We start from the raw sequence: 19,159 nt of genomic DNA, 5'->3' as shown, positions 1-19,159 counted from the left end.
GTATTTGCACCTATTTGTCTTTTAACGGAATTTGACATCGAACCATTTCTGGGTTTGGATTTCTTGCATGACGAAATTGATATTTGTAATATGAGTTATCAAGAACATCTTTTGCAAGTGTCCGAAACTCCTCAGCAGTTAAATCCTTACGTTCTAAGTTCGTTCTAAGAACGTGACAAATCTGACTTGCTGATAATGTGAATGTTCCTACTTCGGCCATATGGTTACCTCAAAAAGTATAGTTTTTGTGTCCAACTCGACACTTCACCATCCACGAACTATTACCTTTTTGACTACAAAAATTAAGACTTGCTTTTGGATTCTTAAGGACAAGACCTTCATCTTCCAAACTCATATCATCTGTAAGATGTTCAGAACGTTCCTGAATAATAGCCATTTCCTTTTTAAAATCGCCATGAATTAACTTTGCTACCCAAACTCGTGGATTAATTACATAGTGACTATGAGTATCGTTTACTTCAGTGTTTTCGTCAACACCAAACAATTTCATAATAATTTCTTGACGTTCAGCAAATGTCATACCAGTCAAGGACTCACCATCAGCAACCATAATATCAAAAACATACAAAGTATCTTGAATGTGTTTGGTTTTGTTGTGCATTAGTTCACAAGCAAACACATACCAACCATTTCCAGGTAGAGTTTTGAAGTATTCAACTGCTTTCGATTCAGTATCTTTCCACATTTTATGGTCAGAATCGTGACGAGTTTTGGTAATAATTTCTTTTTCGGGAGTTACATAGAGAACAGTACAGGTTCCATTCTTTTTAACCTGTGCAACCCAACCTCTTTTTTCCTGAAATGAAAGCATTGGTGGTGCAATCTTCTTATCAGGACGTGGTGGGTACAAGTATCTGTATTCATTAAAGTTCATTCTGTTCTCTCCAAATTTGGATTTTGAGATAAATTAGAACTATTTCAATAATTGGATACACAATAAGTTTTTTATATAAAATATTTGTGTAAATTTGAATTTTGTTCATGTTTTCCTCAATTGTTAGAAATATTATCTAACAATTATTCGTCAGGGTCAACAGCTTTTTCCACATAATGAATTCTTCCAATCCCCATTAACAGCAGACAAAGAAAGGAAATTCCAAATAAAATGTCACAATTGGTTACAGCAAATATTGCATTAAACAAACTCCACACACCAAATATGCCTACAAAAATAAGCATTCTGTTTGGTTCTGGTTGTTTATCAAACCATGAATTAAATTTAGTATTCAAATTCCAAATAAATTTTAACATGTTGATGTTCTTTTGTTGAATGAACTCAATAATTTTTGACGAGTTTGTTCTGGAGTAATTTCTTTTGTGGAATTGAAATCACTTTTACAGATAGTACTACAAAAACCTTCTTTACGAACTGGAATAAAACTGGCTCCAAGAAAAGAACATTCACATTGTTTACAAATGTTAACCATTATCGATCCTTTATTTTGTTCATTCCAATTTTAACACTTTGATCATGTAACACTTTTGTTACTTTTGGTTTCATTTCTGCAAATACCGTTGGTGGTAATTCCAATCCAGAGAAAGCATTTTGTTCATTACCAGTTTCGTGATAGAAATATGCCCAATCACTAAACTGATAACGACCAATTTTTTCGTGAAGAATAATCTTAACTGAATAGTAAGGATCAACTTCAGATTGTAGATAAACGATTGGTTGCATTAACAGACCTTCAAATTTAACATTGCAAATGCAACAAGCACATAAACAACAGTTGTTGTACGAAAAAGCCAAACTAAACGCTTATGAACATAACGTTCAACTTCATTACCACTACCTTCTCGAATGTTCTTGGCAAGTTTTCCAATTACGTCATGTAAGAAATAATCAATAATTCCAAGACCAAAGAATGTAAGGAAAAGCATAAAGAATGCAAACATAATTTATCCTCGATTTAATTCGTCGTGATTCCAAGCAGCCAATTTTTCAGATGCAGGAATGACTGACAAACGAGCCATTTCAAATTTAATTTCACGATAATCGCTTTTTGATATCATTCCATCATCAGTACGTACACGATGTACAAATGAAGCAAGAAATACTTCTTGATTTAACATTTCCTTAATGTGACCAAGTTGTTCGGCCGTTGCAGGACTTGTTCTGTTGGAACGCTCAGTTCGATAAACATCACTGAATGTATGAATAGCAATTGTTGTAACAAAGGATACAACGACAATCGTTATTACAGGAAAAAGTTTCATAATACCTCCTAAGATTTAAGAAATATTATATGATATTAAAAAAGGAGGGTCAACAGTTTTTATAAACCAAGTGTTGGAGTTTCTGTCATGGCAAACAATTTTGCTCCACGAGAACCAACAATTTTAGCAATTTTTTGATATTGCTGTAACAAAGCATCACGTTTTGCAGGCTCCAAATCAGCTGATTTGATTTTTGTCATTGCTCTATTAACATCAGTTAATTTTAATGCTTCTGCTGAAACTTTACGACGTTTTCCAATAGATGGGAAGTCAATCATTATTTCACCATTCTGCATGGAAACAATTTTTCCAAGAGCTGGTTTTCCATTAATAACAGCACGAACAATATCACCTTGAGCAGGTGCACCTTGCTGTTGACGACGTCGTTTCTCAGCATCACCAGTCGACTGAACAGATTGTCGAATTGCTCCCAAATCAGGTTTATTAGCAGGAGCTTCCCAATCTAATCCACCTTCATAGCGTTCTTCTGTAAGAATGGTAATATCTGAGTACAAGCGTTCAAGTTCTTCGAACACTGCAATTTCGTCACGTAGTCTTTGATTGATTTCACGTATTAAGTCCATACGTGTATTTATTAGTGGTTAGTAGTTTTTTGTCTTAAATTCAGGTCTGTACAGAGAAAAAATTCAAATAAAGAAAGGTTTAGTGACATCCATTGATAATAATCTAATTTACAAGTTTTTCCATCAATCTTTACATTAATGGAACCTTGATGTCCTCGATCTTCGTAACTTGTTAATTTTTGCCACAAATTTCGAGTTGAAATGTCATTCTTTAATTCAATATTCATGAAAAGTATGATCCTATCTTTTATAATGAAAGTCAACCTGTTGATTTTGATCTGTAATTAGGTTATTATAACAACTCTACTTATTCATAGGAAACAAAAAATGGCTTCAATATTTTCAGCACGTTACATAAACGCTAAAGCAATTTATGAACTGTTGGTGATTGAAATGAATAAACGTGGAAATGTGCAAAAAGATACCACACCTCAACCACCTAAAATTCAAGGTGGAGAGACTGATGAATATATTCGTTGGGTGGAACGTTTGCTAAACATGTTGATTCATGACGATGTTTTGATCTGTTCTTTGATTGCACAGCACGATAAAGTTCTACAAAGACTTCATCATCCAACAGATAAGATGAAAAGACTCCACAAAATCAAGTGGAAAGTTTAACAGTATCCAACAGCCCTACAAAACAGTTGAGCCTGTTCCTCCTTTGGAACAGGCTTTTCTTGTTCCAAATTAGCAAACTTAAACGAATTATGTTTGTCAGCAAAAACATTCCACACAAAATACACACCCTTTTGTATTAATTCGTGTTGGGATTGTGGTACAGCAATGTACGTATAAACTTCTTGTATTTTAATATCGTTTGGTTGTAAAGGATCAATTGTTTGGGCTGTAAAGGTATTACCTTTCACATCTTCAACCCAACCATACCAACGTTGTGTAACAGTAGTGGAAGCAAGACGAACTCGTTCTCTTTCTTTCTCAATTAACGATAAGTTGTATGGATGCATTTGTTCTTGAAAACAATGTGAACAAAGACGGATTTTGGATTCTTTATTTCCACGTAGAGTGTACGACCAAATTCCACAGCTCGTACAATGTCCCCACGCTTCATCAGGCGTGAAAGCTAACATAAAGTCTGAATAAATTCGACACATTTCAGTTGCTCTTAGTAGTTATAATTTTATTTATTCTAGAGCAATATTAAAGCCTAAATTCCTACGAAAGCCAACAGGATTGAGCCAATTAAGATAATTAACCAAGCAAATGGAAAAATAATCTCCCCAAAAAACTCTTGGACTTCTTTATCATTTTCTAAAAATGTCTTTAAAGACATCAGCAAAATCTCCATAATCTTTCTCACCATAGCCATTCTTTTGGAGTTCGGACATCATATGCATACCTTCAGTTACACCAGCTTTGCGTCCTTCCTCATAAGCATGTTTCCAAACTTGTTCAAAAAGTTTTTGGAGACCATTTGCTGTTAGGTTTGCACCATCTTCTTTCCAGTGAGGATTTCTTTGTGTGTAAATAATCCACAATTCTGTACGTGTCATACAAGTCCCAACCGATGCATATCATGAATTACTGATTCGTCACGAAGTAACAATTCGACCCAGTTTAGAACAATTTGCATATGTTCTGAAGGACTATCTTCGAAAATGTCTGAACATATGAACTGGAGTTCCTGATCAGCTCCTTCATAATTTACTTGAGCATGATTCAACAAATTAGTGATTTGAGCACGATCTTTTGTGTCAAGTGTTTTTGGAAGGACTGCTTTTAGATATAAAACGATTGATTTCATTCATATTTACCTATTACTATTACACGAGCATTTAAAGGAATTTTTGCTACAGTAAATGTTGTAAGGTTAACTGCTTGATACCCTGTAGCAGCATATCCACCATCCCACTCCATTCCTTCAAGCATCAAGAATGTAGTCTTTGCATTAACTTGACGTTTAAACAAAGTACCATTATCTACATCTTTGATTGGAGTGGTTTTTGCCATTAATATTGATCCAATAATGCTTGTACACGATTAGAATCAATTTCTTGCAACAGTTCTATAGCATATTGGATAATTTGTTGACGATGATGTCCACAACCCCATTCTACAGGTTCATCCAAAGCAAAATTCTTATCGTGTTGTTGTAACATTCTTTCGAATGTATCCCATTGTTCATCCTCAGTTAAATTGATGAACGCCTTACTACTCAATTCGTCCCATACACTCATTTTAGCACCAAATTATTATTGTCCACATTAAATGGATTATTATCAGCTGTTTTTAGGTTACTTTTTCCAGTAACAAATTCGATTAATGTCTTATTTACAATGTTACCTTCTTTGTCACAAACTACAATACATTCCTTCATTCCACCTTCTTTATACACTAAACGAAGTGTTGCTCCTTCCACAATAGAAGGAGCATTTACACGAATAGGTGTATTTGGTAGATAAGGATTTACAGATTTTAGTTTGCAAATAACATTCATACAAATAATCTCATTACTACGTTTTTCACGTTCATAATAAAATTATCAACCATTTCGTTAGTCTCAGACAACAGGTAATCGTCACCTTCCACAAAATAATCATCATCTGTGAATATCTGACAATCAGGACCATGATCAAATTGACAACTAACTACAACAAATGCGTCAATTTCCTCCAAGACTCCATCTGTGTACACAGAGTAACATTGTACTCTGTACCAAGATTGTTCACCTTCCTTCAAGGTACCAACGATTTTATCGATAACACCATGATATTCAACATCTTCATCAGAAGGTCGTTTGCTAAGCACAACGACCTTCTGACCAACTTCGAGTAAAGGGGTAGGTAATGGAACAACCATTATTCTTCCTCGTCACGTTTAATAGCACCCCAGCGATTCACTGACTTGATACCATTATCTACAAATTTGAACTCTTCATGTTCATTGCAGAAGTGACGGGCTTTTGCTCGTGTATCAAAAGATACTTGCTTAACGCCACCCAACAAATCCTTCAATGAAGTAGTGTCTTGATAAGCACCTTCGATTGCAGTTTCGGGCTTGATTTCAGCCAAAACTGTGTATGCACAGCAACGACCTTTCGTATTGTTGTAATCAGTAGGTATGGAGACAACATCTTTTGGATGGATCTTAATCATTACTACACGTTCACCCCAAAACTGATCCACATATTCACGAGAACAAAAATGGAGACCAGCAGAGCAAGTATGATTACAATTATCATCCACTTCATTTCGTTCCATATGAACTTCTTGACCAACACGATTGTTGATTGTACCAGTGTAACAATCTGTCCAATCAGATTTAATACGTTTGTAAGCTAAGAAATGACCATCGTCAGTAATTGGAAGTTTTCCATATTCCAAGAAACCATACAGTTCATTCACAGCACGATGACTTGGATTTTGCATTAGGTTATCCAAGAAAATAATCATTGGTTCAACCTGCAAACCTTGCTCCAACATCTCAACCATACGTTCTGTCAACGTATTATGCATTGGAATACCTTTGTAAAGGACTTCACCCTTTACGATTTCAACATTTGACTGACCTTCTACACTCTTGTTCAAAAGAGCACGTGGATCAGAGAGTTCCCTTGCAGCCGCAAAATCACGTCGTTTCACAGCATCCAAAACTGATACAAAACACTTCTGGTCTCTCGTAACAGTAAAAGAATCACCATCATCCATTGTAATGGTAATATAGTCATCAGCCTTAATCATGCTTGGCATCGTTAGTCTCCTCAACTTTATCGATTAGGTTAATATAAGTAGCAATTGTGTCGAAGTTGCATTCAAATTGATATGAATCAACAAACTTCAACATTGGATAACGTTCTTCAATCTCTTGTTCAGTAATAAGAGATTTTGGATCCAAATCAAATCTGAACCCAAGAGCCTCTAGAGTATACTTGAGATTCCACACATCATCAACGTTATTTGTATCGTACATTTTGCCAGTAGATTCAAACGTATCACGTAGTAGTCCTGGGTTTAATGTATCAAGAATTCGTTGACGAACTGCTGATTTTTCAATCAAACGTAAAGGTCTAAACTCAGCAATTACATGATGATAATTTTCCTGAGCCAAAAATCGTTTATGTAATCCATCAACAAGTGGCTTAACAATATCCATCAAATCAAACCAATTAGGCTCATTCTTTAATTTCTTAACTACATTTTTTGTTGCACCAAAAATAAAACGTGGTAGTTCTAGGTCAACAAGGTCTGGATAATGTTGTTCCAAAACTCTGAATAGTAAATTTTCATTACCTACTAATTGAGCTTGTGGATCATAGTGTTTATCATCGTTACCAAGAAATGTACGACCATCCTTTTCAAGATAAACACCACCATTTGCTAATCTGTCAGAATCCAATATTAGTCGATTCCACACTGCACGTCTCTTGTAACCATATGATCCATATGATCTATCTTCAAGAACATAAATGCTATCCACACGTGTACCTTTCTTTGGTTCCATAGGAGGTTTCGGTAAAGTACTGACTTTAACAACCTTTGGTGAACCAATAGCACGAATGAACTTTTTCATTTCTTTTTGATCAGATCCATCCAAGTTCTTGCAACGAATAGTCAAAGCTTGTTTGTCATTCTTGCTTAAGTAGTGTTGAATACGACGAACACCACCAACTTTCATATCATTCTCTAATACAATATATCGAGCATGTGGAGAAACTGACATGTGCATTTCAGCACGTTTACTACGGTCATCAGCATACACATACAAAGAAATATTTGGAAATTCTAGACCTCCACTAGTCCGAAAATTAAATGATCTACGATTATTTACATAATCATTGAAACGTTTATTGGTGCTAATAGGTACTATGTTATTTTGACTACTAGCAGAAGAACAAGATGATGTACGGAACAGTTCAGAAATTTTACTTTCACTACGAAACATTTCGAGTGAAAGTTTGTTCATCATCAAATAAAAGTCCCAACGAGTTTTTTGTGTGGTTATTTTCGATTCAATCAAAGCCTGAACATCATCAGCAATTTGTTCGAATCTTTTTTCGATATTACGAATTGTGCGATCGTCGTACTGCAATGCTTCACGATTGGCTGCTACTTCCAATTCACCAATTTCAAAATGCATAACCAAAGACATTTCTTCAATTATACGTTTTGCTTTATCGGACATTTTATCACGAATCTGATAGATATCAAGTGGATAAGGTACATTACCTTGAATGGCAATATATTCTTTGTGCCAAGAATTCTTGTCAAGAATTGCCCAACCATTACCTTCCATTTTATAGTTTGGTTCCTTCAAATATATAGAACCACCTGTCATAAGTGGTAAAGGATTATAATATTGAAGTGCAGATTCAGCACGATCTGAAAAACGGTGGAAGTCCTCTCTTAAAACAGCAATTTTAACTTCCAACCCATCTTGAATACTTTCATCAAAATCACTTTCGAAAGTTTTTGCAACAGAAGGAACACCATGTTCGTTGATGAACATTGTGTAAACTCTTTTTACTCCATCCTTACAAGCTGTAACCGTGAAGGATTTTGTATAACTGAAAGGACTCTTTGATCCTAACCCCAACGCTCCAATAAAGTCATTGGATTCTGTTTTGGTGGAATCGAAATAAGTGGTGTATAACGTCATGATTTGTTCATCAGTCATACTGACTCCATAATCCTTTACAGAAAAGAAGGGCTCCATTACTGTAGGAATATGAACTTCAAAAGGAACATCACCTCTTCCAGCCTGTACATGAGCATCTTTAGCATTTGCTGATAACTCACGAATTACAGCAAGTATTTTATCCGAATAAAGACCACTTGATAAAATATCAAATGCTTTTGCTGTAGTTTTAATTGTGAAAGTTGATTCAGTATTAACACCTTCACGTTCAAGTTTAGTTTCTGTGGTGTGTAATTTCATTTAAGAAACTCCATAGAATGTTTATATCAGAGTTTATTATCTGATATTAAGGGTGGAGGGTCAACGGTTATTTTAACTTTGATTCATCAAAAGGTGGAAAGGTTTTTGGAAGTTCCTCATATTGTACTTTACCATTCAGTATGTATGCGACCCAAATATCTCCATTTTCTTCACCATTTCCATACAATGAAAATAAGATGTGTGGATACTTCTGTGAATATTCACGCATATTTTCTTCCCAATCATACCACTTAAGTCCTTCATCCCAAATGTAGTACCCTTCATTATACAATTCTGAAATTGCTTCATGGTGATCAATATCTTGATCTTCATCAGAATTGATCACTAATTTAAAATCTGTATAATAACCCATTAGTCTTCCTCAATGATTGGTTTTAATAAAGTATCGATTTCATCCATTAAAATTTCCATGGAATCAACATCTTCCTCTCCATCAGTAGCATAGATGTTCAATAACGTATCTTTCCATCTGCCCATAATAAGGGCTAATTGTTCACAAATTTCGGGTGTTAACTTGCTATCATCATACTCAAATAAATCAGCATGATACACGTCATTAACAAATTGTATTAGACGTTCTTTTGTTACAGTTCCTGTAATAAATTCAACCACGAATTACTCCTACGTGAAGTTCTGCTAACTTAATTCGTAATTCAACTAATTCGTCCTGATAGTCCAAATCAACTTCTTCAGGAAAGTCTTTTGCAACTGCTTTTTCGGTTTCAATTTCTTCTGAAACTAATTTATGCAATAATTCAATTTCTTGTTGAGTTAACATAGTTTTACCTTTTTGTCCACAGTTTCTTTTTCAATTCATAATCCAATCTACGAAGAGTATTACGAGTACTTTGTGAAACTTTTCGATTCAATTCCGAACTTGCTTTATACTGCTGTATAAAACGATCACGACGAATTTTCAAAATCAATTTTGCTATTATCAATGGAAAATAGAAAAGAATCAAGCGGAACGACATTGTATTGGATTACCATATTGATCAAATATTTGCATAATTAAAGATGGGTGTTTATATGCTTGAACCATAGTATCTTCATCTTCACAAAAGACATTAAATTCTCGTTGTCGTATTTCAATCCATTTATTGTAACAAAATACACGATCTGGTGTAACACCATTAACGTCTACTATTCTCCTTGCATTACATCCTGCTGGTGCAATTAAGGTAGGTGGAAGGACCATCACCTTATTTTCGGGTGGTTCATTCTGTTCGATATATTCTTCAAGAGGAATATACTCAATTTGTTCCGACATTTTAGGAGTGTGTTGTGTGGCTTTATCTATTTCATAAAAAAATAAACAAAGTACAGCAATCCAAAAAATCATCAAGAACTTATTCACGAAATTGCTCCACATAACGTTTGGCTTTTCGAGTTGGAAGAACTGCATCGATATCTTCGTGTAATTTCACCATTTCAATTGCAAGCAATAGTCTATCGATGCTACGTTGCATTTCGCAACCTGAACAAACTATTTCTCGTAAACGTATATCTAATTCTGTTGGCAAATCGACCATGTATATCTCCTACGATCTACAAATCTTTGGTAGCATTTGTTGTGGTATTGTAGTAAATAAATCACAACTCCACAACAATTCTGAACCTTGAATAGTTCCTGTTAAAGCGAAATCACCTACCACACCCATTTTCTGAACCGTATAAACAACACTAACTGTGTTAGGTGTATTAACTAAACCTACATTAGCAATGTAGGTAGTAGGAGTATTCTCGACACTAATATCGGATAAGGTGACAGGAAGTTCACCTGTTGAAGAAAAATATTCTACAATGTGTTGTTTTGCAACTGAAGAAATTGTAATAACTTCAGCGAGTTTTGCACGATTCTGATATTGACTATATGTTGCCAATGCAATCGTTGCTAAAATACCAATAACTGCAACGATAGTCATTAGCTCCAAAAGTGTAAAACCATTTGCTTTTTTCATGTAAACCTCACTAAAAAGATATTACATTTAAGATACCCTAAAATAAAATTAATGTCAACTAGGGTGTGCAAGTTATTGTTGGAGGTGTAAAAGCAGATGTCCAACGTGCAAAAGTACTAATGCGTAATTCGTCAATAAAACAATTTGTTAGTGTCCAAGATGCATTACCTGCATATCTTGAACCCACATACATCGATGTACTCGATGCTCCAGTTGTATATGTCGTTGGACCAAACACTTGAATACCATTTTCAAAGAGATAAATCAGTTGGCTATCATCTCGCACAAATGCGTAGTGGGTCCAAGTATTCAATGGAGGAGTACGATCTCCAGCTCCAGTTCCACCAGCAGTATTGTTTCCAATATGAAAATTAATAGCTGATCCATTTGTATGAAGTTCAAATCCAAGAGGACCACTAATAACACCAGAAGAAAGTACTCCTCCAGTTCCAAACGAGCCTGTAGGATAAATCCAGAAATCTATCGTAAATGGTCCAGTTCCAACAGCAAGAGAAGGACTAGTAAATGCAATAAATCCACCACCTGTCCACTGTATAGATGATGTCCCAAATTTTGCTTGGGTAGTTGAATGGTGCACTGTTCCTGATGGGGTTAATGTGTTAGTTTCTATACCATCATCTGTAAAAGTAGTATCACCATCAAACGTATTTGATCTTAATAGAAGTATCGTATCTGTATAACAAAAAATAGGTGGAGCAGCAGTTCCAAGTGTATAATGTAAAGAAATTCGTGTTGGATCTAATACATGATCATAAATTGCTACTTCGTCAATCACGCCATTAAAATCACCGTTCCCACTACCTGGACCGTAGTATGGATGATAACCTATAATACCTGACGTACCTACATTTAGACTAAGAGTATCTGCAACAACTTCAGTACCATTTACATATCCTTTACGATTAAACCCATCATAAGTGTATACAACATGTAATGTTTGACCTGCGTAACTTATAGCATAATCTATATCGTTACTATATCCACCAAACCGTATAGCATTGTTTCTAAAATCAATAAAGGCTGCTTGTTCAGTTCCAATAGATCCCATAAAAACTGAGAAGGCTTCGGTGGTAATATTAGTGGGCAAATTTACCCAACATTCTATCGTAAAAGGATTTGCTCCACCTGGAATTACTGCAGTTGGATAAGTAGCATAATCATTCCCAGTTGTTAACTCCATAGCCGAATCTGCATCTATTGGTAGAAGAGTCGAAACATTTAGATTTGGAGAATTAACGTAAGTTCCATCCTGTCCATTACCTGACGAATCAGCCATAACTGTTCCTGATGTTTCACTGAAACGATAGTATGCATTTGGGCTGTCATTTAGTACAGCCTGATAGTAAGTATCATCAGGTGGGGTTGGTGAATATGATGTTGGAACTGCTAAAATAAAAGCCATAAAATACCTCAGTTTAGAGGTATTTATGACCAAGTTCTTCCAATGGTTAAGTGAAGGTTCCAATCGTGTGGAAGTTCAAATTCCTTACGTATTTCAATCAGTTGCGGACAATAAACATTTACAAACCAATAACAATCTGGACGATCCCAACCAGTTGTATCACCAGAACGACGGACTTCATGTGAGTATTCAAACTCTACAATTTGTTTGTCGTATTTCTTCCACAAATGCATAAGTTCTGGTTTTGGTTTTTCTCCACGTATAACCGAGATGTGTGCATCCCAAGAAGGTTGGCACAAATCAATCCAATAACGGTTTTTAACCCACCACCGATAATATCGTGTAATCTCACGATCAACATTAACAACACACCACCAATCAGTACGTTTGTTCATGTTTCCACGATATGGGTCGTAGATAATTTTTCCAGTACTCTTAAACATAACCAATATATTATCTAGGATTTATGTTTTTTGTTCAACCTATCTTTCCACCAATTTTTGTTTTTCAAAATACTAGGATAGAATAACTGAAAGAATTGTTCCCATTTCTTTTTTGGAGCATATTTTTTAGGAGGTCTTGCACGAACATTTATGCCTTCCATTTTTGATCCACAGTTGCCACAAATTCCACTACCATTAACAGCCCAGCATTTAGGACATAATTTTGTCTCAAAAATATATCGTCCACCAAGAGTGTGGTCAAAATTTCTTTCAGCATAAACCCAATATGGTTGTTTTCTTTTCATAATTTCCAACGTAAATTATAACATTTAGTTGCTCTTGGGCTTGGATACAAGAAACATTCATAAATGGTTTTATGCAGAGGGACTAATTCTTCTTGAATATCTTCATCAGTTAATCTTTGAAGCCAACGAATTACGTTCCTCTTTGCATCACGAGAATGTTGATGATCTTGTTGTTTCAGTTCTTGCTTTGTCCAATATCCTCGCTGAACTAATAATATTGCAATTTCCTTTGCATCGTTTACTGTCATTTCAACAGGTGTTGGTTTTGGTAATGTATAAACTTTCACAATTTCCACCGTAATTTATAATACTTTGTAACACGTTCAGAAGGATTTGGAAGACAGTCATATACACCTTTATGTAGACAAACCAACTCTTCCATTAATTCTTCATCTTGAAGATTTTCTAAAAATTTAATAACTTTTCGACGTTTATGTTTATCATATTCATCACCATATGTTGCCCAATTAAATTCGTCGTTCCACAAGCCCTTGGCTCGAAGAATTCGATGTACACCATTTGCTTCAATAAGTGAAATTGGGTAAACTGTTGGTTTCATATCTTAAATTTTATACCTTGGGCTAATGGTAAATCTTTACCATAATTAATAGTGTTTGTTTGTCGTCTCACGTATTGCTTCCAAGCATCTGATCCAGACTCACGACCACCACCAGTTTCTTTTTCACCACCAAAAGCACCCCCAATTTCTGCACCAGAAGTACCAATGTTTACATTTGCTATTCCACAATCACTTCCCCAAGCAGCCAAAAACTGTTCAGCTTCTTGAACATTGTCAGTAAAGATAGAAGATGATAGACCTTGACTAACGTCATTTTGCATCTCAATTGCTTCTTCTAAACGATTGAAAGGTATAATGTAAACAATAGGAGCAAAGACTTCATCTTTGATAAGGTCTGTTTGTTGTGATGCATATACAATAGTTGGTTCAACAAAGTTTCCATCACTCTTTCGTGTATTTCCACCAATTAATATTTCTGTATCTGGAGCTTGTTGAATCTCAACAATTTTCTTTTCAAAAGTACTAACAGCATCTTTATCTATCAACGGACCCATTAAAGTATCTTCATTAGTTGGATCACCAATCTTAACATGCCCATACATTCGAACTAATCGAGTTTTAACAGTTTCAACTTTGCTTCTATGTACAAAGACTCTTCTTGTACTTGTACATCTTTGACCTGCTGTACCAACAGCACCAAACCCAATAGCAGGAATTGCAAGATCCAAGTTAGCATGTTCGGTAACAATTACAGCATTATTACCACTACATTCAAGTAAGTATTTTCCCATACGTTTTCCAACTGTTTCTGAAACATGTTTTCCAACTTTGGAAGAACCAGTGAATGATAGTAGGTTGATTTGTTTATCTCCTAACATTACTTCAGCAACAACTCTACTTTGTGCTAAAAACAAATGACTAATCATTGGAAGATCCATTTCAACTAATAAGTCACGAACAATCCAATCTACTGCAATTGCACAAAGTGGTGTTTTTGTTGAAGGTTTCCAAATAACTGCATTACCACAAATAAAAGAAATAGCAGCATTCCAAGCCCAAACAGCCATTGGAAAATTAAAAGCAGTTATACAACCAACAACACCAAGAGGATGCCATTGTTCATACATTCTGTGTTCAGGTCTTTCCGAATGCATTGTTTTACCATAAAGCATACGAGATTGACCAACAGCAAAGTCACATATATCAATCATTTCTTGTACTTCACCAAGACCTTCTTGATATATCTTACCCATCTCTACTGAGATTAACATACCCAAATATTCTTTATAGTCTCGAAAACGATTACCTAATTCACGAACAAAATCACCACGAACTGGTGCAGGAATTTTCTGCCATTCTTTTTGGGCTAAAACAGCTTCATCCCTCATTGTTGCATAGTCATGTACGTTTGCTGTACGAATGGTAGCATCACCAATTACACGTTCTGTAGTTGGATTAATAGACGTAATTGCAACTTCCTTTGGAGCAGTTGCTAAGTATTGTTGTGGAAGACCTTTGTATGTTTTGGCATTTTCCACAACACCTTTTAGCCAACCTTGAAATTGTTTTTGCCACTTTTTATTCATTTGATTCTCCTAAATGTTTTATTTGTTTTTCAACCTTTCGATTAGTAAATCAGTTTTTGCTTCGTTGCACTTACGCTCGAATGTTAAAAAATCTGTAGCAGAAAAAACTTCATTTGGTTGAAGTTGGTCCTTTACGAATTGTTTTAATTCAGGGGTGGGACAATTTTTATCTAACATCTGTTCAACTAATTCTAGTTGTGGTGTTGTTATGGAATGCATATTAGTCGTACCCATATAAAATATTGCACCCACTAATATTACACCCACAAATATAGCACCTATAAAAATTTCAACCCAGGAAAATAAGCTGGTTTTTGAATTAACTTCATCCATCAATTAAACTCCATCATTCGAGCGATTGGAAAATGGGCTTGTTTCATAACATCTTGAGTTAGATAGTTAATTGAAACACCAGCCTCTCCACGAATAGCCTGTTCAACAAGTTCAGGTGTATTCTTTTTCATGTAAGGACACGAATTACATTGACAACCTGTGTAGGTTGGAGCTAAACGTATATCTAACTCAGGTCGTGCCTCTTTCATATTATACAATAACCCATCTTCAGTTGCAACAAAGATAGTGGAATGTTTGTAAGGATGATCTTTTACCCACTGTAACATTTTACTTGTAGAACCAATCATATCAGCTCGTTTTAAAACTGGTAAAGGACTTTCAGGATGAGCAAGTAAGTACTTTTTGCCATCAGTCCAACTACTCATTGCTCGAAGAATTTCTTCTTCCTTAAATTGATCATGAACTTCACAAACAGCTGTCCAATATTCAATGTCCCAATCAGGATGCTCATGTTTCAAATAAGCACCCATGTTACGATCAGGTGAGAATAAAATTTTGTGACCTTTGTTGTGGTAGTGCTGGCAAATTTCTTCTACGTTGCGAGATGTCACAACAACATCTGCCAGTGTTTTCATTTCTGCACTTGAGTTGATGTACATAATGTGTGTTGTTGGTTTTCCAGCAATCCACCAACAATCATCTAACCACGAGGCTAATTCTTTAATATTGGTTTGCTCTACTAACGAACAAGTCGAGTCTTTGTGTGGAAGAATTACTTCTGTGTTAGGTAAAAGAATTTTTGCAGTTTCAGCCATAAATCGAACACCTGCAAAAACAATTCGATCTGGTTTTTCCCTGGCAGCATGCATAGCTAGATCGAGACTATCGCCTACATAATCGGCCATCTTTTGTACTTCAGGTACAGTATAGTAGTGTGCAAGAACTAGAGTTTTCATTGTTAGTCCTCCTCTTGAGGTGGTACATATGCTGGTTCTATTTTTGGAACGATATCTTTTAAACAAACTACTTCAGATTTTACTCCAATAGATTCCCACTCATTTGTATACTCATTTAATTGGAAAACTTCATATAAACAATAAACTGTCCAACCAACGATGTGTACATTTTTGAATTTGTAGGATTTTTGTGACATGATACGTTTCTCCAAATTATAGATTTCCAGCTATAGGGTACTATAAATTATAATTTGGATCAATAGTATTTTTCTTGAATACTTTCAAGAATTTCCCAATCTTCAAATGCTCCTGATTGACGATCAACACAACCTTCCCAAGAACTATTTTCTTGTGGATCTCGTTTTGTTGTTGCACCTTTTTCACTCAAAGCATGTAATTCATAAATGCTATAATGAGGACGATAAATTGGTTGTTTTCTCCACTTAAACTGTTCGCGAGTCTCATGCTCCACTGCAGTTAACGTAGCTTTCAAGGCTGTTGAAATAATTTCATCATCAGTCATATGAAAACTTAACAACCACTTACGACTCGATTGTTCTTCCATAACACCTGTCATATTGCAAGGAGCCATGAATTTGATTTGTAGGTAAGGACGAGTTCCATCTAACTTAATGTGGTAATTCCAATCGTTAAATGTAACATCTTTGATAAGATTTTGCATTGTTTCTAGTGTTTGCATGATGAGTTCCTCCTCATGTTTGATGTGTTGACAGTCTATCTGTCAATTCTATTTATCATTTACCAGTATATTTCTTTATTTGTAGCAACATGGAAAGTCCAAGCGCTAACATACACAATAATGTTGTAGTTCCATATATGTACCATATAATACTATATCCAGTAAATGATAATATAGAAGATACTACATTCAGTTTAAAATTACGACTCATAATTGCCACCTCAGTCTATGAATTTTCATTTGTCGTTCGGTTGGGTTATGTAAGTAGTGAATACCCCACTTATCAGTTTTAATCAACTTCTCTGCAAGATCAGAGTGTTTATTGTATTTTTGCACACTTACTTTGATTCGAGAAGTCCAATCATGTCGGTGGTGACAGCTATTACATTCACATGCTACCCAGGTATCACCAAATATAAAATCTTCGATTTTCTTTTTGGTTATGTGTGGACTTCTACAATGAGGACATAACCAAATTATTTTTTTACTCGGGCTGAACATCTTTCTTGTTTGCCTTCATACAAAAGGTTAGATCGTGCTTAGTGGTATATCCATATACTGCGCATCTTGCAGCAAATGGGGTAAATCCTTTTGCCACTAGTTGGTTAATTTGTTCTAATTTTATTTTGGTTTCTTCTGCTTGTAGCTGACGATTTTTTTCCTCTTTTTCAAGTCGTTTAATATAATCAACGTGTTCAATATCTTTTTGTTTAATGTATCGAGTAGTTTCTTGAACTTCACGTTGAGGATCGTATTGAGCATCGAATATGCAGTATACAAACCAAGAAACGATTAGTGTACAAATAATAATTGTATAGTGTGTTGCAGTAAATTTCATTAGTCACACCCCTGCCCAAGACACAATGTTGCACCTGATTTTTTCTTTTCAGTTTCTACAACTGCATCAGGTTTAACTACAGCTAAACATACTGAATCGGTATCACGATCCCACCCAAAAATTGCACATCTTGCTTCAATCGGTGAAGCCCCTTTTGCTATAAGATTTTCCATTAAGGTAACCTTATTCTTTTCCAGTTCTGCATTTGCTTGTGCAGTAACAATTGCAGCTTTTGATTCTGCTTCTGTTTTACGTATTGTAGCTTCTGATTCAGCTTTTGTTTGAAGGGTTTCTTGAGCTTCTCGTTGGGGGTCATATGTGTTGCTGTGCATAGTACAACTAACCATACCAACAACAATTAACAATACAGTTATACAGATGTATAACACTATACGGGTTTCAGATTCATGTTGGGTCTGTGCCATTGTTTGATTCCTCAATTACTATAAAGGTATCATCAAACAATAAATTCAATTCATCAACAGAACAAAATGTGTTTTCTTGTGGGGTTAGCCCAATCTCTTGTGCTTTTTTAGGTGGGAAAAAAAGAAATCCAGCATCATCCTGACAAACGATTATACCTTTGTCAGAATATTTGCTGGATTTTAATTTGATTATTTTTACAACCATTATGGTTTTACAAGGACATACCCCTTACTGACTAAGTCCAAAATGCGAACAACTCCAGGTGATGGGGTTATTGCATGTGGATTAAGTTTAGGTGCATGACCAGCCTTTTTTGTCATCTTCTTTAACGTGTTTGTGCAAAGTGCGAAAGTAACTCCACGCTCTGCTAACCCTGAAACTCGTTTTGAGAGTTTACTTTTATTTAGTAGAAGTTGACCACCAGGACCAAAGGCAACAACCTGAATGTCAATTTTATCTTGACCATAATGCTTCAACAGATTGTTTGCTACATTGAGAACTTTGGGTTGGGCATTTACTTCAGAAACTTGTAATACAACAAGATGTTCTGCAAATGTGGTGTCAGCAAGGACAGGACCTGCTAAGCCCAAAAGAAGGGGAAGAAGAAAAAGTAATTTTTTCATGTTGGTGCTCCAGTTAATTAATCAACTTAAAGCATGTATTATTTTTATAGAAATGTCAACTCACCACCCATCAATTTCAAAATACTGATCTAATTCCCATTCGTTTTCATAGTCGTAATCATTATTATAATTACCAGCAAAACTATGTGCCCAAACTTCAGCATTCGCTTGATAAATTTGTTGAATTAATAGACTAGCTTCACCTTTTGTTTTTGGTAATTCACCAGTATATTCAAATGTTTCTCGCAAAGTATGAATTTGCTTTTCAGATATTGGTTGGTTTTTCCAAGACATATTTTTCCTCCTAAGGTCTTTGCCACCATGCCCAATGTACAACATGTTTACA

General features: G+C 35.3%; 37 protein-coding genes. 1 reads left to right on the top strand and 36 read right to left on the bottom strand.

From position 1 onward, the window contains the following. Nucleotides 1–10 precede the first annotated feature (10 nt). The 7 genes from AC220I_RS01020 to AC220I_RS00990 form a co-directional block, all read right to left on the bottom strand. Nucleotides 11–220 (bottom strand): hypothetical protein, encoded by a 210-nt coding sequence (locus AC220I_RS01020; RefSeq protein ID WP_486721970.1) that lies wholly within the window; start codon nucleotides 218–220, stop codon nucleotides 11–13. Between the two features lie 9 nt (nucleotides 221–229). Next, nucleotides 230–895 carry an RNA ligase family protein gene (locus tag AC220I_RS01015; protein ID WP_486721969.1) on the bottom strand — a complete coding sequence of 222 codons (666 nt, stop codon included), beginning with the start codon at nucleotides 893–895 and terminating at the stop codon, nucleotides 230–232. Between the two features lie 143 nt (nucleotides 896–1,038). After that, entirely contained in the window at nucleotides 1,039–1,272 is a 234-nt protein-coding gene (locus tag AC220I_RS01010; protein ID WP_486721968.1) for a hypothetical protein, read from the bottom strand. A gap of 175 nt (nucleotides 1,273–1,447) precedes the next feature. Next, nucleotides 1,448–1,699, bottom strand: a complete 252-nt coding sequence (locus tag AC220I_RS01005; protein WP_486721967.1) for a hypothetical protein — start codon at nucleotides 1,697–1,699, stop codon at nucleotides 1,448–1,450. Continuing rightward, nucleotides 1,699–1,917 (bottom strand): hypothetical protein, encoded by a 219-nt coding sequence (locus tag AC220I_RS01000; RefSeq protein WP_486721966.1) that lies wholly within the window; start codon nucleotides 1,915–1,917, stop codon nucleotides 1,699–1,701. Before AC220I_RS01000 ends, AC220I_RS01005 begins: the two co-directional genes overlap by 1 nt. 3 nt (nucleotides 1,918–1,920) lie before the next feature. Then, nucleotides 1,921–2,238 carry a hypothetical protein gene (locus AC220I_RS00995; RefSeq protein WP_486721965.1) on the bottom strand — a complete coding sequence of 106 codons (318 nt, stop codon included), beginning with the start codon at nucleotides 2,236–2,238 and terminating at the stop codon, nucleotides 1,921–1,923. A gap of 59 nt (nucleotides 2,239–2,297) precedes the next feature. Further along, entirely contained in the window at nucleotides 2,298–2,822 is a 525-nt protein-coding gene (locus AC220I_RS00990; protein ID WP_486721964.1) for a hypothetical protein, read from the bottom strand. 327 nt (nucleotides 2,823–3,149) lie between these two features. Here AC220I_RS00990 and AC220I_RS00985 point away from each other — a divergent pair, with 327 nt between their 5' ends. Beyond that, nucleotides 3,150–3,443 carry a hypothetical protein gene (locus tag AC220I_RS00985; protein ID WP_486721963.1) on the top strand — a complete coding sequence of 98 codons (294 nt, stop codon included), beginning with the start codon at nucleotides 3,150–3,152 and terminating at the stop codon, nucleotides 3,441–3,443. Here the strand turns inward: AC220I_RS00985 and AC220I_RS00980 are convergent. The 29 genes from AC220I_RS00980 to AC220I_RS00840 form a co-directional block, all read right to left on the bottom strand. Continuing rightward, nucleotides 3,440–3,913, bottom strand: a complete 474-nt coding sequence (locus AC220I_RS00980; RefSeq protein ID WP_486721962.1) for a hypothetical protein — start codon at nucleotides 3,911–3,913, stop codon at nucleotides 3,440–3,442. The two genes, AC220I_RS00985 and AC220I_RS00980, sit on opposite strands and share 4 nt — an antisense overlap. Before the next feature lie 174 nt (nucleotides 3,914–4,087). Next, nucleotides 4,088–4,336: a hypothetical protein gene (locus tag AC220I_RS00975; RefSeq protein WP_486721961.1), complete on the bottom strand. Its 249-nt coding sequence runs from the start codon at nucleotides 4,334–4,336 to the stop codon at nucleotides 4,088–4,090. Continuing rightward, nucleotides 4,333–4,587, bottom strand: a complete 255-nt coding sequence (locus tag AC220I_RS00970; RefSeq protein WP_486721960.1) for a hypothetical protein — start codon at nucleotides 4,585–4,587, stop codon at nucleotides 4,333–4,335. Before AC220I_RS00970 ends, AC220I_RS00975 begins: the two co-directional genes overlap by 4 nt. Then, nucleotides 4,584–4,793: a hypothetical protein gene (locus tag AC220I_RS00965; RefSeq protein ID WP_486721959.1), complete on the bottom strand. Its 210-nt coding sequence runs from the start codon at nucleotides 4,791–4,793 to the stop codon at nucleotides 4,584–4,586. Before AC220I_RS00965 ends, AC220I_RS00970 begins: the two co-directional genes overlap by 4 nt. Next, nucleotides 4,793–5,020, bottom strand: a complete 228-nt coding sequence (locus tag AC220I_RS00960) for a hypothetical protein (RefSeq protein ID WP_486721958.1) — start codon at nucleotides 5,018–5,020, stop codon at nucleotides 4,793–4,795. The genes AC220I_RS00965 and AC220I_RS00960 overlap by 1 nt, the downstream gene beginning before the upstream one ends. Further along, entirely contained in the window at nucleotides 5,017–5,280 is a 264-nt protein-coding gene (locus AC220I_RS00955) for a hypothetical protein (protein ID WP_486721957.1), read from the bottom strand. Before AC220I_RS00955 ends, AC220I_RS00960 begins: the two co-directional genes overlap by 4 nt. Then, nucleotides 5,277–5,642 carry a hypothetical protein gene (locus tag AC220I_RS00950; protein ID WP_486721956.1) on the bottom strand — a complete coding sequence of 122 codons (366 nt, stop codon included), beginning with the start codon at nucleotides 5,640–5,642 and terminating at the stop codon, nucleotides 5,277–5,279. Before AC220I_RS00950 ends, AC220I_RS00955 begins: the two co-directional genes overlap by 4 nt. Then, nucleotides 5,642–6,532, bottom strand: a complete 891-nt coding sequence (locus AC220I_RS00945) for a hypothetical protein (protein WP_486721955.1) — start codon at nucleotides 6,530–6,532, stop codon at nucleotides 5,642–5,644. Before AC220I_RS00945 ends, AC220I_RS00950 begins: the two co-directional genes overlap by 1 nt. Further along, a complete protein-coding gene (locus tag AC220I_RS00940) occupies nucleotides 6,516–8,717 on the bottom strand; it encodes a hypothetical protein (RefSeq protein WP_486721954.1) in 2,202 nt (733 codons plus the stop codon). The genes AC220I_RS00945 and AC220I_RS00940 overlap by 17 nt, the downstream gene beginning before the upstream one ends. 67 nt (nucleotides 8,718–8,784) lie before the next feature. Further along, nucleotides 8,785–9,090, bottom strand: a complete 306-nt coding sequence (locus AC220I_RS00935; protein WP_486721953.1) for a hypothetical protein — start codon at nucleotides 9,088–9,090, stop codon at nucleotides 8,785–8,787. Continuing rightward, nucleotides 9,090–9,350, bottom strand: coding sequence for a hypothetical protein (locus AC220I_RS00930; protein ID WP_486721952.1), 261 nt, complete (start codon nucleotides 9,348–9,350; stop codon nucleotides 9,090–9,092). The genes AC220I_RS00935 and AC220I_RS00930 overlap by 1 nt, the downstream gene beginning before the upstream one ends. Then, a complete protein-coding gene (locus tag AC220I_RS00925) occupies nucleotides 9,343–9,516 on the bottom strand; it encodes a hypothetical protein (RefSeq protein WP_486721951.1) in 174 nt (57 codons plus the stop codon). The genes AC220I_RS00930 and AC220I_RS00925 overlap by 8 nt, the downstream gene beginning before the upstream one ends. Nucleotides 9,517–9,696: 180 nt before the next feature. Further along, the gene (locus AC220I_RS00920) at nucleotides 9,697–10,095 is read right to left on the bottom strand and encodes a hypothetical protein (RefSeq protein WP_486721950.1); all 399 of its coding nucleotides are present in this window, start codon (nucleotides 10,093–10,095) and stop codon (nucleotides 9,697–9,699) included. A 184-nt stretch (nucleotides 10,096–10,279) separates the two neighbouring features. Further along, nucleotides 10,280–10,699 (bottom strand): pilin, encoded by a 420-nt coding sequence (locus tag AC220I_RS00915; RefSeq protein WP_486721949.1) that lies wholly within the window; start codon nucleotides 10,697–10,699, stop codon nucleotides 10,280–10,282. A gap of 58 nt (nucleotides 10,700–10,757) precedes the next feature. Next, a complete protein-coding gene (locus AC220I_RS00910) occupies nucleotides 10,758–12,122 on the bottom strand; it encodes a LamG domain-containing protein (protein WP_486721948.1) in 1,365 nt (454 codons plus the stop codon). 23 nt (nucleotides 12,123–12,145) lie between these two features. Beyond that, the gene (locus AC220I_RS00905; protein WP_486721947.1) at nucleotides 12,146–12,565 is read right to left on the bottom strand and encodes a hypothetical protein; all 420 of its coding nucleotides are present in this window, start codon (nucleotides 12,563–12,565) and stop codon (nucleotides 12,146–12,148) included. A gap of 14 nt (nucleotides 12,566–12,579) precedes the next feature. Further along, a complete protein-coding gene (locus AC220I_RS00900) occupies nucleotides 12,580–12,870 on the bottom strand; it encodes a hypothetical protein (protein WP_486721946.1) in 291 nt (96 codons plus the stop codon). After that, nucleotides 12,867–13,157: a hypothetical protein gene (locus tag AC220I_RS00895; RefSeq protein WP_486721945.1), complete on the bottom strand. Its 291-nt coding sequence runs from the start codon at nucleotides 13,155–13,157 to the stop codon at nucleotides 12,867–12,869. The genes AC220I_RS00900 and AC220I_RS00895 overlap by 4 nt, the downstream gene beginning before the upstream one ends. Continuing rightward, on the bottom strand, nucleotides 13,154–13,429 hold the full coding sequence (locus AC220I_RS00890) for a hypothetical protein (RefSeq protein ID WP_486721944.1): 276 nt from the start codon (nucleotides 13,427–13,429) through the stop codon (nucleotides 13,154–13,156). The genes AC220I_RS00895 and AC220I_RS00890 overlap by 4 nt, the downstream gene beginning before the upstream one ends. Further along, nucleotides 13,426–14,976, bottom strand: a complete 1,551-nt coding sequence (locus AC220I_RS00885) for an aldehyde dehydrogenase family protein (RefSeq protein WP_486721943.1) — start codon at nucleotides 14,974–14,976, stop codon at nucleotides 13,426–13,428. The genes AC220I_RS00890 and AC220I_RS00885 overlap by 4 nt, the downstream gene beginning before the upstream one ends. Nucleotides 14,977–14,994: 18 nt before the next feature. Further along, the gene (locus tag AC220I_RS00880) at nucleotides 14,995–15,309 is read right to left on the bottom strand and encodes a hypothetical protein (RefSeq protein ID WP_486721942.1); all 315 of its coding nucleotides are present in this window, start codon (nucleotides 15,307–15,309) and stop codon (nucleotides 14,995–14,997) included. Then, nucleotides 15,309–16,226 carry a quinolinate synthase gene (locus tag AC220I_RS00875; protein WP_486721941.1) on the bottom strand — a complete coding sequence of 306 codons (918 nt, stop codon included), beginning with the start codon at nucleotides 16,224–16,226 and terminating at the stop codon, nucleotides 15,309–15,311. Before AC220I_RS00875 ends, AC220I_RS00880 begins: the two co-directional genes overlap by 1 nt. A gap of 2 nt (nucleotides 16,227–16,228) precedes the next feature. Continuing rightward, a complete protein-coding gene (locus tag AC220I_RS00870) occupies nucleotides 16,229–16,423 on the bottom strand; it encodes a hypothetical protein (protein WP_486721940.1) in 195 nt (64 codons plus the stop codon). Nucleotides 16,424–16,482: 59 nt separating this feature from the next. Beyond that, the gene (locus AC220I_RS00865) at nucleotides 16,483–16,926 is read right to left on the bottom strand and encodes a hypothetical protein (protein WP_486721939.1); all 444 of its coding nucleotides are present in this window, start codon (nucleotides 16,924–16,926) and stop codon (nucleotides 16,483–16,485) included. A 484-nt stretch (nucleotides 16,927–17,410) separates the two neighbouring features. Then, the gene (locus tag AC220I_RS00860) at nucleotides 17,411–17,764 is read right to left on the bottom strand and encodes a hypothetical protein (RefSeq protein WP_486721938.1); all 354 of its coding nucleotides are present in this window, start codon (nucleotides 17,762–17,764) and stop codon (nucleotides 17,411–17,413) included. Next, nucleotides 17,764–18,189 carry a hypothetical protein gene (locus tag AC220I_RS00855; protein WP_486721937.1) on the bottom strand — a complete coding sequence of 142 codons (426 nt, stop codon included), beginning with the start codon at nucleotides 18,187–18,189 and terminating at the stop codon, nucleotides 17,764–17,766. Before AC220I_RS00855 ends, AC220I_RS00860 begins: the two co-directional genes overlap by 1 nt. Continuing rightward, nucleotides 18,170–18,394, bottom strand: a complete 225-nt coding sequence (locus AC220I_RS00850; protein ID WP_486721936.1) for a hypothetical protein — start codon at nucleotides 18,392–18,394, stop codon at nucleotides 18,170–18,172. Before AC220I_RS00850 ends, AC220I_RS00855 begins: the two co-directional genes overlap by 20 nt. Beyond that, entirely contained in the window at nucleotides 18,394–18,813 is a 420-nt protein-coding gene (locus AC220I_RS00845; protein WP_486721935.1) for a DsrE family protein, read from the bottom strand. Before AC220I_RS00845 ends, AC220I_RS00850 begins: the two co-directional genes overlap by 1 nt. Before the next feature lie 60 nt (nucleotides 18,814–18,873). After that, the gene (locus AC220I_RS00840; protein ID WP_486721934.1) at nucleotides 18,874–19,107 is read right to left on the bottom strand and encodes a hypothetical protein; all 234 of its coding nucleotides are present in this window, start codon (nucleotides 19,105–19,107) and stop codon (nucleotides 18,874–18,876) included. Nucleotides 19,108–19,159: the final 52 nt, after the last annotated feature.

This window comes from Fusibacter sp. (genome assembly GCF_057447755.1).
Note: the sequence above shows the minus strand (reverse complement) of the source record. Positions and strands in the feature narration are given on the sequence as shown.